Genomic DNA, 13,856 nt, shown 5'->3' on the forward strand with positions numbered 1-13,856 from the left:
ACCTATTCCACCGTCACCGATTTCGCCAGATTGCGTGGCTGGTCGACGTCGGTGCCCATGAACACGGCGGTGAAATAGGCCAGCATCTGTATCGGCAGCGCATAGATGATCGGCGAGATGATTTCGGGCACATCCGGCAGCACGATTGTTTCCATCGTCTTCACGCTCACCTGCGCCGCGCCCTTGCTGTCGGTGATCAGGATGATCTTGCCGCCGCGCGCCGCCACTTCCTGCATGTTGGAAACGGTTTTCTCGAAGATCCGGTCATGCGGCGCGATGACGATGACCGGCATATTCTCGTCGATCAGCGCGATCGGCCCATGCTTCAGTTCGCCGGCTGCATAGCCTTCGGCGTGGATGTAGGAGATTTCCTTGAGTTTCAACGCGCCTTCCATGGCCAGCGGGAAGTTGGTGTCGCGGCCGAGATAGAGCACGTCCTTGTAGCGCGAGAGTTCGCGCGCGATCCGCTCGATCTGCTCTTCAAGCTTGAGCACCTGGTTGGCGTAGCGCGGCGCTTCCGAAAGCGCGCGCACCAGGGTTTTCTCCTGTTCCTTCGAAATCATACCGCGCGCCACGCCGGCGCGCACCGCAAGCGCGGCCAGCACGGAAAGCTGGCAGGTGAAGGCCTTGGTCGAGGCGACGCCGATCTCGGGTCCGGCAAGCGTCGGCAGCACGACGTCGGATTCGCGCGCCATGGTCGATTCGCGCACATTGACGATCGCGCCGATCTTCATGCCGGCTTTGCGGCAATAACGCAGCGAGGCCAGCGTGTCGGCGGTCTCGCCCGATTGCGAGATGAAAAACGCCGCATCGTTCTTCGACAGCGGCATTTCGCGGTAACGGAATTCGGAGGCGACATCGATGTCGACGGGCAGGCGCGCGTAGCGTTCGAACCAGTACTTGCCGATCAGGCCGGCCAGATACGCCGTGCCGCAGGCCGAGATCGCCAGCCGACCAATTTTGGCGAAGTCGAACGGCAGGTCGAGCGGCTTCGACACTCCGGAGACGAAATCCACGTAATGCGCCAAGGTGTGCGAGATCACCTCGGGCTGCTCATGGATTTCCTTTTCCATGAAATGGCGTCGGTTGCCCTTGTCGACCATGAAGCTGGTCGACAGCGACTGCTGGCGTTTGCGGTCGACCTTTGTGCCGTCAATGTCGAAGATGGTGACACCGCCACAGCGCACCACCGCCCAGTCGCCATCTTCCAGATAGGTGATCGAATTGGTGAACGGGGCGAGCGCGATGGCGTCGGAGCCCAGGAACATCTCGCCATCGCCATGGCCGACGGCCAAAGGCGGACCGTTGCGGGCGCCGACGATCAAATCCTCGTCGCCTTTGAACATGATCGCCAGCGCAAAGGCGCCTTCCAGCCGCTTCAGCGCCTGGTGCGCGGCTTCGACCGGATTCAGCCCCTTGGCGAGTTCGCGGGCCACCAGATGCGCCACGACCTCGGTGTCGGTCTGCGACGAAAAAGAATAGCCGTCGCGGACCAGTTCGTCGCGCAGTTCGGCGAAATTCTCGATGATGCCGTTGTGGACGATGGCGACGCCGTCGGAAAAATGCGGATGCGCATTGGTCTCGTTGGGCACGCCATGCGTCGCCCAGCGCGTGTGGCCGATGCCGATCGTGCCATCGAGCGGCTCGTCCTTGAGCCGGCGCTCCAGGTTGATCAACTTGCCTTCGGCGCGGCGGCGGGCGAGTTCGCCACGCTCGATGGTCGCGACGCCGGCCGAATCATAGCCACGGTACTCCAACCGCTTCAGCGCATCGACGATGAGCGGCGCAACCTGCGAGTGGCCGACGATTCCAACGATACCGCACATGCAGAAAGCCCCCGATTCCCCGGAAAACCAGCGCTATTTAGGGATGGCCAGCCTGCCGTGGAAAGTCACATTGCATTTCGTCCCGTATAACGGAACGCTCATTCTGTCGATGCACCATGACAGGCCGCTCTTGCAATCCGGTTACTGCAATCGTTCGGTTTGCGGGCTGGTCTTACTTTTTCTTCGCCGCCGCCGCCGAAGCAAAGCGCTCGCGCAACTCCTTGCCCTTGCCTGGAATGGTCTTCTGGCGGGCGCGGCCGAAGGCCAGCGCGTCGTCGGGCACGCTTTCGGTGATCACGCTGCCTGAGGCGATGTAGCCGCCCTTGCCGATGGTGACAGGCGCCACCAGCGACGAATTGGAGCCGACAAAAGCGCCCTCGCCGATGTCGGTGAAGAATTTCGAATAGCCGTCATAATTGCAGGTAATGGTGCCGGCGCCGATATTGGCCCCAGCACCAACACGGGCGTCGCCGATATAGGTCAAATGGTTGACCTTGGCGCCCTCTTCGATAACCGCCTGCTTGACCTCGCAGAAATTGCCGACCTTGGCCTTGTTCCTGAGATCGGCACCCGGCCGCAGCCGCGCGTACGGCCCGACATCGCAATTGGACGCAATGGTGGCGCCCTCGATATGGCTGAACGCATGGATCTTGGCGCCCGTGGCAATCTTCACACCCGGACCGAACCAGACATTGGGCTCGACGATGGTATCAGTGCCAATCTCGGTGTCATGCGAGAAATACACGGTCTCCGGCGCGATCAGCGTCACGCCCGACAGCATCGCCTCATGCCGCCGGCGCGCCTGCCAGATGGCTTCGGCTTGCGCCAGTTCGGCGCGGTTGTTGATGCCGAGCGCGCTTTCGAAACTGGCTTCGGTGGCCACGACATTGAGGCCTCGCGCACTGGCGATCTCGACAATATCGGTGAGATAATACTCGCCCTTTGCATTTTTGTTGCCGACCCGATCGAGCAGCGCCAGCGCATGGGCGCCGGCCACCGCCATCATGCCGGCATTGCAGAAGGTTATTTTCCTCTCCTCCTCGGAGCAGTCCTTCTCCTCGCGGATGGCGGTCAGCTTGCCGTCCTTTTCGATCAACCGGCCATAACCAGTCGGACTGGGCGGGCGGAAGCCGATCACGACGACGGCAGCGCCTTCAGCCAGTTTCAGCCGCGCCACGGTCAGCGCATCTGCATCGATCAGCGGCGTGTCCCCGAACATGACCAGGATATCGTCATAACCCTTTGATATTGCATCGCGCGCGGCAAGCACGGCGTGCGCGGTGCCAAGGCGCTTTTCCTGCACGAAAGTCTCGGCCTTGGGCGCGAACTTTGCCGCGGCCTTGCGCATCTCGTCGGCGCCATGGCCGATCACCAGCGCCTGGCTGCCGGCACCCGCCTCTTCCGCTGCCTTCACCACATGGGCGACCATCGGCAGGCCGGCAATCTGGTGCAGCACCTTCGGCAGCACGCTCTTCATGCGCGTGCCTTCGCCGGCGGCGAGGATGACGGACAGGCAGGATCTCTGGCTCATGGATGGGCAACCATATGAAAGGGTTGGGAATCAAGACAGGATAGCAGTGGGCCCATGCTTCACCAATGCGGTTAAATTCCGGTGAGATGGCGGAGCAGCTGACTCTTAATCAGCGGGTCTTAGGACAGAATTCGGCAGTCAGCCCCCCTACAACAGGCCGTGTTTCCTGAATTCCGCCTGCTCGTCACCCGATATCCAGCCAAACACCTTCAGCTTGCCATCGCGCTTTTCGACGAGATAGTTGATCGCAAAGTCGATGGTCACGAGACTCCCATCCTTGCGTTCATAGTCACCGGACCAGTTTACCTCAGCCACGCAATGGTCCTGATCGATTGGCATCACCGAGACATCGACGCAGGTCATTCTCTTGCTGCCGAGGGCACGATAGGCCTCAAAACCCTTTGTCATAATGGCCTTCAACTGCTCGCCATTCTCGCCAACCATGACCGCCGCCGGCGTCACCGAGACAAAACCCGCCGAATACATGTCCGCGACGTCGTTGAGATCGGCGGTGTCGGCGATCGCGTCATTGTAGATTTCCTCATAGGCCTTGAAGAATTTTCGCACATCCGCCTTGGCTACCATTCTCGCCTCCCGGCTCGAAAAAGTGTTGGTCAACGGCACTGCAAATGCGGGCTGGTGTGCATCGTTCCCGTGCGGGGGGGAGACTACCCCAGCCGCCCCAGCACTGGAAAATTCTCCAGCAGCCAATACGACACGGTCTGCACGCCACCAGTCAGAAAAAACACACCGGCGATCACCAGCAGCGCGCCGATGGCCTTTTCGACGCGGCCGAGATGGACGCGGAATTTGCCGAGGAAGCGCATGAAGGCGCCGGAAAACAGCGCTGCGATCAGGAACGGGATGCCCAGCCCGAGCGAATAGGCGGCGAGCAGCAGCGCGCCCTCGCCCACCGTTTCACGGCCGCCGGCCAGCGTCAGGATCGGTCCCAGAACCGGGCCGATGCAGGGCGTCCAGCCAAAGGCGAAAGCCAGCCCCATGACATAGGCCGCGACCGCACTTGCCGGCTTTCCCTGTGACTGGAAGCGCGCCTCGCGTGACAGCAGCGGAATGCGCAGGACGCCGAGGAAATTCAGGCCCATCAGGATGATCAGCACGCCTGCGCCCATGGCCAGCGGCTCCTGCCAGACGCGTAGCAGCCGGCCGATGGTCGAGGCGCCGGCGCCGAGCGCGACAAAGACGGTCGAGAAGCCGAGCACGAAGGCGATCGAAGAATAGATCAGCGCGCCGCGTGCGCCTTCACGCGCTGTCGCACCCGCATTGCCACGGAAATCGTCGACCGAGACGCCGGCCATATAACAGAGATAAGGCGGCACCAGCGGCAGCACGCAAGGCGACAGGAACGAAATCGCCCCAGCCCCGACCGCGCTGACATAGCCGATGTCCAATGCCATTTCCAAGAACTCCAATGTCGTGACGCCGATATAGCGACGCGCAGCCTTGTCCACCAATCACCATTGTGTTGGCAAGATCATCCATTGCCCGACGCACTTGCCAGGAAGAAACGACAGCCCGCAGGCGTTGACGCGGTGAGGCCGCGATTTCCCGCGCGTCTCCAGATATCAGTCAGGAGATTTCCATGAAAACCATAACCGCAGGACTGGCAGCGCTTCTGCTCAGCACCGCCGCATCCTTCGCTGCCGACGCGTGGAAGGAAGCCGAGGTCAATGGCGCCAAGATCTACACCGACGCCAACGGCATGACGCTTTACACCTATGACAAGGACGAGAAGGGCAAGAGCAACTGCTACGACAAATGCGCCACCAACTGGCCGCCGCTGAAAGCCGAAGCCGGCGCCAAGGCGGATGACGAGTGGAGCGTCGTCGACCGCACCGACGGCACCAAGATGTGGGCCTATGACGGCAAGCCGGTCTACACCTTCATAAAGGACAAGAAGCCCGGCGATGTGACCGGCGACGGCGTCGGCGAAGTCTGGCATATCGTCAAGGCCGACTAAGCACGCCATTCCCGCTGCTGGCGGGACAAGGGCTGGTCGCCGGGCATCTCCATGCCACCGGCGACCGGCATCGAACAGCCCGTTATAATGTCGCCCGTCCCGGTTTGGGCAGCATTTCAACGACTCGGCGGAAAAATGAATCGGGTCGTTTCCGCTGACTCAGGCCCACCATCTGCCTTTCCCAAATTCTGTGATTTTCTCCATACACTCTAAGAGTGTATTGCTGCGGACCGGCCCGCAATTTGGGCGCTTCCCCTTGACCGGATGCAAAAGCGCGGCCATGTGAGCGACAAATAGAACGAGATTTCGTCGCGCGCAGCGGAATTCTTCTGCCGCACCACAGCTGATATGAGACCTCATGGACGTCGTCGTCGTCGAATCGCCGGCCAAGGCGAAGACAATCAACAAATACCTCGGCAAGAACTACAAGGTTCTGGCCTCGTTCGGCCATATCAGGGACTTGCCGGCCAAGGATGGCTCGGTGCGTCCGGGTGAGGATTTCGCCATGTCCTGGGCGGTCGACACCGCCTCCGGCAAGCGCCTCGCCGACATCGCCAAGGCGGTCAAGGACGCCGACGGCCTGATCCTCGCCACCGATCCGGATCGCGAAGGCGAAGCGATTTCCTGGCATGTGCTGGAAGTTCTGAAGCAGAAGCGCGCGCTGAAGGACAAGCCGGTCAGCCGCGTCGTCTTCAACGCCATCACCAAATCGTCGGTGCTGGAAGCGATGGCCAATCCGCGCCAGATCGATGCGCCGCTGGTCGATGCCTATCTCGCCCGCCGGGCGCTGGATTATCTCGTCGGCTTCACGCTGTCGCCGGTGCTGTGGCGCAAACTGCCGGGCGCCCGTTCGGCCGGACGCGTCCAGTCGGTTGCGCTGCGTCTCGTCTGCGACCGCGAATCCGAGATCGAGCGCTTCATCCGCGAGGAATACTGGCAGATCGCTGCACTGCTGGGCACGCCGCGCAACGAGAATTTCGAAGCGCGGCTGACCGCCTTCGATCGCAAGAAGCTGCAAAAGCTCGACATTTCCAACAAGGCGCAGGCCGACGACATCAAGTCGATGCTCGAAGGCGCAACCTTTAAGGCGGTGTCGGTGGAAGCCAAGCCGACCAAGCGCAATCCCGGCCCGCCCTTCACCACCTCGACGCTGCAGCAGGCCGCCTCGTCGGGTCTCGGCTTCTCGGCCAGCCGCACCATGCAGGTGGCGCAACGCCTCTATGAAGGCATGGAGATCGGCGGCGAGACCACCGGTCTGATCACCTATATGCGAACCGACGGCGTGCAGATGGCACCCGAGGCGATCGACGCCGCACGCGATGCCATTGCCAAGGAATTCGGTCCGAAATACCTGCCGGAAAAGCCGCGCCAATATACGGCCAAAGCCAAGAACGCCCAGGAAGCGCACGAAGCGATCCGCCCGACGGATTTCATGCGCACCCCGGCATCGGTCAGGCAGTATCTCGATTCCGACCAGATGCGGCTCTATGAGCTGATCTGGAAGCGCGCCATCGCCAGCCAGATGCAGCCGGCCGAAATCGAGCGCACCACCGCCGAGATCGAGGCGGTCAATGGATCGCGCACCGCGGAGCTGCGTGCCATCGGTTCGGTCGTTCGGTTCGACGGTTTCATCGCCGCATACACCGACCAGAAGGACGACGATGCGGAAGACGAGGAAAATCGTCGCCTGCCCGAGATCCGTGCCGGCGAGCAGCTTGCCCGCCAGGCGATCAACGCCACCCAGCACACCACCGAGCCGCCGCCGCGCTATTCCGAGGCGTCGCTGATCAAGAAGCTGGAAGAGCTCGGCATCGGCCGGCCTTCTACCTATACGGCGATCCTGAAGACGCTCGAGGACCGCGACTATGTCACCATCGACAAGCGCCGGCTGGTGCCGCAGGCCAAGGGCCGGCTGCTGTCGGCTTTCCTCGAAAGCTTCTTCAAGCGCTATGTCGAGTACGACTTCACCGCGTCCCTCGAGGAAAAGCTCGACGAGATTTCGGACGGCAAGCTCGCCTGGAAGGACGTGCTGCGCGATTTCTGGAAGGATTTTTCCGGCGCCGTCGCCGATATCAAGGAACTGCGCGTCACCGACGTGCTCGACGCGCTGAATGAGGAGTTGGCGCCGCTGGTGTTCCCCGCGCGCGAAGACGGTTCGAATCCGCGCATCTGCCCGAAATGCGGCACCGGCAATCTGTCGCTGAAGCTCGGCAAGTTCGGCGCCTTTGTCGGCTGCTCCAACTATCCCGAATGCTCCTTCACCCGTCAGCTCGGCGACGCCGCCAACCCCAATGGTGAGAATGGCGGCGGCGAAGACGGCACCAAGGTCATCGGCAAGGACCCCTATACGTCAGAGGAAATCACGCTGCGCAGCGGCCGCTTCGGCCCCTATCTGCAACGCGGCGACGGCAAGGAAGCCAAGCGCTCCAGCCTGCCCAAGGGCTGGACGGCAGAGTCGATCGACCACGAAAAGGCGCTGGCGCTGCTGTCATTGCCGCGCGATGTCGGCCAGCATCCGGAAACGGCCAAGATGATCTCGGCCGGGCTCGGCCGTTACGGCCCGTTCGTGCTGCATGACGGCACCTATGCCAATCTCGAAAGCATCGAGGACGTGTTCTCGATCGGCCTCAACCGCGCCGTGTCGGTGATCGCCGAGAAGCAGCTGAAGGGCAAGGGTGGCCGCAATGGCGGCACGGCCGCTGCGCTCAAGGAGCTCGGCGACCACCCCGATGGCGGCGGCAAGATCGTCGTGCGCGACGGCAAATACGGGCCTTACGTGAATTTCGGCAAGGTCAATGCTACGCTGCCCAAGGGCAAGGATCCCCAGTCGGTGACGATGGAGGATGCGCTGGCGCTGATTGCCGAGAAGGAAGCCAAGGGCGGCGGCGGCAAGAAGCCGTTCCGCAAGGCGGCCGCGGCCAAAGCTCCGGCAACCAAGAAAGTAGCCGCCAAGAAGCCGGCTGCGAAGAAGCCGGCCGCGAAGAAAAAAGGGTAGGACAGCGTGGCGCGCAAGATCACCGGCAGAACCCACGGCGATCCGCGCACCGCCGACACCAGGGCCAAGGTCAAGGACGACTATCGGCCGTCGCGTGACGAAATCCTGCGCTACATTGCCGAAAATCCCGATCGCGCCGGCAAGCGCGACATCGCCAAGGCGTTCGCGCTGCGCGGCGACGACCGCATCTGGCTGAAGGACATTTTGCGCGACCTGCAGGACGAAGGCGTCCTCACCAAGGAGCGCAAGGGGCTGGCCCGCGTCGGTGCCCTGCCCCATGTCACGGTCCTCGATATTTTCGACCGCGATGCCGATGGCGTGCTCTTGGCGCGCCCAACCGAACACACAGCCAATGGGCCGCCGCCCATCGTTTCCATCCGCCTGTCGCGCAGTGGCAGTGGACCGGCGCCCGGCATTGGCGACCGCGTGCTGGCCAAGACCTTTCCGGCCGACGACACGAACGTCGCCCTGGGCGGCCCCGCCTACACCGGGCGGGTGGTGAAGATTTTCGAAAAACGTACCGATGCCGTGCTCGGTATCTTTCGCATCCTGCAGGACGGCACCTTCCGCATCGAACCGGTGGAACGGCGCCAGCCCGAACTGATCGTCGACAAGGAATTCCAGAACGGCGCCAAGAATGGCGACCTGGTCGAGGTCGAGCCGGCGCGAGCCTCCCGTTTCGGCTTGCCGAGAGCCAAGGTGCTCAACGTGCTGGGCTCTCTAACCAGCGAAAAGGCGGTCTCTATGATCGCCATCCATGCGCACGACATTCCGCATATTTTCCCGGCCGACGTCATCGCAGAATCCGAAGCGGTCAAGCCGGCGACGCTGGATCACCGCGAGGATTGGCGCGACCTGCCGCTGGTCACCATCGATCCGGCCGACGCCAAGGACCATGACGACGCCGTCTTCGCCGCGCCGGACCTCGACGAGAAGAACCCGGGCGGCGTGGTCGCCACCGTGGCGATCGCCGACGTCGCCGCCTATGTGCGCTATGGCACTGCATTCGACCGCGAAGCGCTGAAGCGCGGCAACTCGGTCTATTTCCCGGATCGTGTCGTGCCGATGCTGCCCGAGCGCATCTCCAACGATCTCTGCTCGCTGCGCGAGGGCCAGGACCGGCCGGCATTGGCGGTGCGCATGATCTTTTCGGCCGAGGGCCGCAAGCTCAGGCACACCTTCCATCGCGTCATGATGAAGTCGGCGGCAAAGCTCGCCTACCAACAGGCTCAGGCGGCGATCGACGGCGCGCCGGACGACAAGACAGGCCCGATCCTCGAAACCGTGCTGAAGCCACTGTGGGACGCCTATGCGATCCTGAAGCGCGGCCGCGATGGCCGCCAGCCGCTCGAACTCGATCTGCCGGAGCGCAAGATCGTACTCAAGCCGGACGGCACCGTCGACCGCGTCATCGTGCCGGAGCGGCTCGATGCCCACAAGCTCATCGAAGAATTCATGATCCAGGCCAATGTCGCCGCGGCCGAGACGCTGGAGGCGAAGAAGCAGGAGCTGGTCTATCGCGTCCACGACGCGCCGTCGCTCGCCAAGCAGGAATCGCTGCGCGAGTTCCTGCAGACATTGGGCCTGTCACTGGCGCGCGGCGCGCAGATGCAGCCAAGCCAGTTCAACGGCATTTTGGAGCGCGTGCGCGGCGCCGACAATGAAGGCCTTGTCAACGAAGTGGTGCTGCGCTCGCAGAGCCAGGCCGAATACTCGCCAAAGAACATCGGCCATTTCGGTCTCAACCTCCGCCGCTACGCCCATTTCACCTCGCCGATCCGCCGCTATGCCGATTTGATCGTGCATCGCGGACTTATTGCCGCACTCGGACTGGGTCCAGGCGGGCTGACGCAGGACGAAGCGGCACGGCTCGAAGATGTCGCGGTGCTGATCTCCGGCACGGAACGCCGCGCAATGGCGGCCGAGCGGGACACGGTCGACCGTCTGATCGCCGCCTATCTCGCCGAACGCGTCGATGACCGGTTCGATGCCCGCATCTCCGGCGTCACCAAATCAGGACTATTTGTCCAATTGCCGCAGTACGGCGCGGATGGTTTCATCCCGGTGTCAACTCTGGGCGGCGATTACTATATATACGATGAAACGGCTCGCTCCCTGTTCGGAGAACGCTCTGGCAAAGGCTACCAACTCGCGGACCGCGTCGAGGTCCGGCTTGTCGAGGTGGCGCCGATGGCCGGCGCAATGCGCTTCGAGATGTTGACCGACCCAAAGCCTCTGCCGGGCTCCAAGCGGTCGTTTCACAAGGCCAAGGGCCGCGCCCGCGCGTCGCAATCGCGACCGGGTTCGCGCGGCAGGAGACGATGATGACAACAGCCATGGAAGAACAGGTTTTCGGCGGAGAACATCACTCGGGCCGGGCCGCACGCCCGCTGTGGACGGCGATGAAGCGCGGCCTGCTCGGCCGCTGCCCGCATTGCGGCGAAGGCAAGCTGTTTCGCGCTTTTACCAAGACCGTCGACACATGCGGCGTCTGCGGCGAGGAATTGCATCACCACCGGGCCGACGACCTGCCGGCCTACCTCGTCATCGTCATCGTCGGCCACATGGTGCTGGGCGCCTTCATGGGCGTTGAGGCGACGTCGACTTTGTCCATATGGCAGCACATCGCCATCTGGGTGCCGCTGACCATCCTTTTGTCGGTTGCGCTGCTGCAGCCGGTCAAGGGTGCCGTCATCGGACTGCAATGGGCCTTCTATATGCACGGCTTCGGCGGCGAGCACGACGTGATCGAGCCGCATCCCGGAGCCTAGGCCGCAGCCAAGAATGCTGCCTGGCGCAACATACCGACCGTGAAAGGCCACTTTCGCTTGCCAGAAGTTTCCGCTAGGTCCTGCGCATGGACGGTATGACCAAGGCGGAAGTCGACAGGATCGAGCGGAGCATGATCGCTCATAGCGACCGGCCAATTCGCCCGCGCGACGCGGCAACCCTCATCCTGCTCGACCGCAAGGACGACGACGTACTGGTTCTGATGGGTCGCCGCCATGCCGGCCACGCCTTCATGCCGGGCAAGTTCGTCTTTCCCGGCGGCCGCACCGATCCGGCCGATAGCCGCATACCGGTCGTCGCCGCCCTGCACCCGAAGCAGGAAGCCAAGCTGATCGCCGGGCCGGGGCGCACAAGCGCCGCACGAGCCCGCGCCATCGCCCTGTCGGCCATCCGAGAGACCTATGAGGAAGCCGGGCTGCTGATCGGCCGCAAGGGTGCTTTCGCAACCCCCAGATCCGACTGGCAAGGCTTTGCCGAACACGGCGTGCAACCCTCTCTCGACATGCTGCGCTTTGTCGCGCGCGCCATCACGCCGCCCAACCGGGTGCGCCGCTTCGACACCCGCTTCTTCAGCGCCTGGCGTGACGACGTCGCGGTCGAGCTGCCCGGTGGCGGTCCGACCAACGAACTGGAAGAGCTGGTCTGGCTGCCGCTTGCCAAGGCCAGGGAAGCCGACATACCCGACATCACCCGAATGATCCTGGACGAGCTGGAAAAGCGCCTCGCCCATGATCCACTGTTGCGTCCAGGCGGTCCCGTGCCCTTCTACCGGCTTGTCCGCAGCCGCTTCATCCGCGAACTTCTCTAGAGCAATTCCAGGAAAGTGTGACGCGGTTTTCCGTCCGAATTGCGTAAGATCAAACAGACAGAGTATTCAGCATCCATGACGGTCGATACCCAACCAAAGGGCGACGAGCGCGTACACTGGCTGCCGATGGTGGCGGCGATCTCGTCGATCAGCGTCGTCGGCATCGCCATCGGCCTCGGCATGCCGCTGCTCAGCGTCATCCTTGAAACACGCGGCCACTCGGCTTCGATGATCGGCCTCAACACCGCCGTCGCCGGCCTCGCCTCGATCGCCGGCGCGCCGCTGGCGACCCCGCTCGCCATGCGCTTCGGCGTTGCCTGGACCATGATCGCCATGATCGCCGCCGGCGCGCTGGCCTTTGTCGGCTTCCATTTCGCACCCGATTTCTGGATGTGGTTTCCACTGCGCGTCGTGCTGCACATTGCGCTGACGGTGCTGTTCATCCTGTCTGAATTCTGGATCAGCACCTCGGCGCCGCCGCACCGGCGCGGCCTTGTCCTTGGCATCTACGCCACTGTCCTGTCGCTCGGCTTTGCCGCCGGACCGTGGCTGTTCGCTCATCTCGGCAGTTCCGGCTTCAGGCCGTTCGGCGTCATCATTGCGTTGGTGACGCTGGCGGCCATACCCGTGCTGGCAGCACGCAACGAGAGCCCGTCGATCGCCTCGGATGGCGAAACCAGCAATTTCCTGCGCTACATCTGGCTGGTGCCGTCGGCGACCGCTGCCGTGCTGGTGTTCGGCGCGGTGGAAACCGGCGGCTTTGCGCTGTTCCCGATCTACGGCAGCCGAATCGGCTATTCCGAGGCCGATGCGGCCCTTCTGCTGACCATGATCGGCCTTGGCAATGTGTTGTTGCAGATCCCGATCGGCATGATCAGCGACCGCGTCAGCGATCGCCGCTACCTGCTGATTGCCTGCGCGACGGTTGGTCTTATCGGCACCGTGTTCATGCCCTTCTTCGCCCAGAATTGGCATTTGATGGCCGCGCTTCTGTTCGTCTGGGGCGGCGTCGTCGCTGCCATGTACACGATCGGCCTTGCCCATCTCGGCTCGCAGCTTTCCGGCCATGAACTGGCGTCGGCCAATGCCGCCTTCGTGCTGTGCTACGGCGTCGGCATGGTGCTCGGCCCGCAGGCGATCGGCATCGGCATGGATGCGTTCGGCCCGTCCGGCTTCGGCTGGTCGCTCGGCCTGTTCTTCGCCGCCTATATCGCTTTGGTCGCCGTCAGGTTGGTTCGCAAGATCCTGCTGTAGCGCGACTGCGGCCTGCCATGCATTTGGCACGGCACGGTGACAGGCTGCTGACAGAACCGTGTCAGGAGCACAGGGCTAAAAAGGTGTCCCAAAACACTTGAGGACACTTCCATGATCGACAGCGGCTTTGAAACCACATCGCTACGAATGACACTGCTTCTGCTCGTGACCTTCCAGGCTCCGGCCGCCGACGTCGACCGCATCATGGATGCCGTGGTGGCGATCGCGCCGCTGGCCATGGGCAAATATGACCGCAATGCCTATCAGTCGGCGCACGGCATCGAACGCTACAGGCCGCTTGACGGTGCGGCCGCCGGCGCCGAAACCGAATTGCGGCGGCGCCCCGGCACGGTCGAGGTTTCCTTCGAACTGCCGGACGACCAGGCGCTGGCCGCCCGCGTCGTCGAGGCGATTTTCCAGGCGCACTCCTACCAGGAACCGGTGATCCGCATTCAGCCGATTCTCGCCAGCCGTTCCAAGGGGCTGGACGACCGCGCCAATCCGAATCGCTGGTGGAACACGACCGGAGACTGGAAGAAGGTTGCGGCATCGGCGACGGAAACCGCATGATTTCCGCTCCCGAGCCGGCTCTGGCGGGTCGCACAAGGCCTACCGGGCTTGACTTTCCGGGCGCGTTCTTTATGTGTCGCGCCAAGTTTCCCGCGTCCGGGTGT

11 protein-coding genes are annotated in these 13,856 nt (G+C 63.0%); 7 read left to right on the plus strand and 4 right to left on the minus strand.

The annotated features are described in order from the left end of the window. Positions 1–2: 2 nt before the first annotated feature. The 4 genes from glmS to P3C39_RS08805 all read right to left on the minus strand — a co-directional run bounded on the left by glmS (position 3) and on the right by P3C39_RS08805 (position 4,772). On the minus strand, positions 3–1,826 hold the full coding sequence (gene glmS / locus P3C39_RS08790) for a glutamine--fructose-6-phosphate transaminase (isomerizing) (protein WP_275953132.1): 1,824 nt from the start codon (positions 1,824–1,826) through the stop codon (positions 3–5). Positions 1,827–1,998: 172 nt separating this feature from the next. After that, a complete protein-coding gene (gene glmU / locus P3C39_RS08795) occupies positions 1,999–3,357 on the minus strand; it encodes a bifunctional UDP-N-acetylglucosamine diphosphorylase/glucosamine-1-phosphate N-acetyltransferase GlmU (RefSeq protein ID WP_024503569.1) in 1,359 nt (452 codons plus the stop codon). Between the two features lie 147 nt (positions 3,358–3,504). Then, positions 3,505–3,942: a hypothetical protein gene (locus P3C39_RS08800; protein WP_024503570.1), complete on the minus strand. Its 438-nt coding sequence runs from the start codon at positions 3,940–3,942 to the stop codon at positions 3,505–3,507. 83 nt (positions 3,943–4,025) lie between these two features. Then, positions 4,026–4,772 (minus strand): cytochrome c biogenesis CcdA family protein, encoded by a 747-nt coding sequence (locus P3C39_RS08805; protein ID WP_013531914.1) that lies wholly within the window; start codon positions 4,770–4,772, stop codon positions 4,026–4,028. Between the two features lie 185 nt (positions 4,773–4,957). Between P3C39_RS08805 and P3C39_RS08810 the strand changes: the two genes are divergently transcribed. The 7 genes from P3C39_RS08810 (at position 4,958) to P3C39_RS08840 (ending at position 13,752) form a co-directional block, all read left to right on the plus strand. Then, positions 4,958–5,335 (plus strand): hypothetical protein, encoded by a 378-nt coding sequence (locus P3C39_RS08810; RefSeq protein WP_024503571.1) that lies wholly within the window; start codon positions 4,958–4,960, stop codon positions 5,333–5,335. A gap of 358 nt (positions 5,336–5,693) precedes the next feature. Further along, positions 5,694–8,330 carry a type I DNA topoisomerase gene (topA, locus tag P3C39_RS08815; protein ID WP_275953133.1) on the plus strand — a complete coding sequence of 879 codons (2,637 nt, stop codon included), beginning with the start codon at positions 5,694–5,696 and terminating at the stop codon, positions 8,328–8,330. 6 nt (positions 8,331–8,336) lie between these two features. After that, positions 8,337–10,655: a ribonuclease R gene (rnr, locus tag P3C39_RS08820; RefSeq protein ID WP_275953134.1), complete on the plus strand. Its 2,319-nt coding sequence runs from the start codon at positions 8,337–8,339 to the stop codon at positions 10,653–10,655. An 11-nt stretch (positions 10,656–10,666) separates the two neighbouring features. Then, positions 10,667–11,101: a DUF983 domain-containing protein gene (locus tag P3C39_RS08825; RefSeq protein WP_275953168.1), complete on the plus strand. Its 435-nt coding sequence runs from the start codon at positions 10,667–10,669 to the stop codon at positions 11,099–11,101. An 86-nt stretch (positions 11,102–11,187) separates the two neighbouring features. Next, positions 11,188–11,928 carry an NUDIX domain-containing protein gene (locus tag P3C39_RS08830; RefSeq protein ID WP_013531919.1) on the plus strand — a complete coding sequence of 247 codons (741 nt, stop codon included), beginning with the start codon at positions 11,188–11,190 and terminating at the stop codon, positions 11,926–11,928. A 75-nt stretch (positions 11,929–12,003) separates the two neighbouring features. After that, a complete protein-coding gene (locus tag P3C39_RS08835; protein WP_275953135.1) occupies positions 12,004–13,182 on the plus strand; it encodes an MFS transporter in 1,179 nt (392 codons plus the stop codon). A 111-nt stretch (positions 13,183–13,293) separates the two neighbouring features. Then, positions 13,294–13,752: a hypothetical protein gene (locus P3C39_RS08840; RefSeq protein WP_024503577.1), complete on the plus strand. Its 459-nt coding sequence runs from the start codon at positions 13,294–13,296 to the stop codon at positions 13,750–13,752. Positions 13,753–13,856 lie beyond the last annotated feature (104 nt).

This window comes from Mesorhizobium sp. XAP4 (assembly GCF_029269325.1).
Taxonomy (GTDB): domain Bacteria; phylum Pseudomonadota; class Alphaproteobacteria; order Rhizobiales; family Rhizobiaceae; genus Mesorhizobium; species Mesorhizobium ciceri.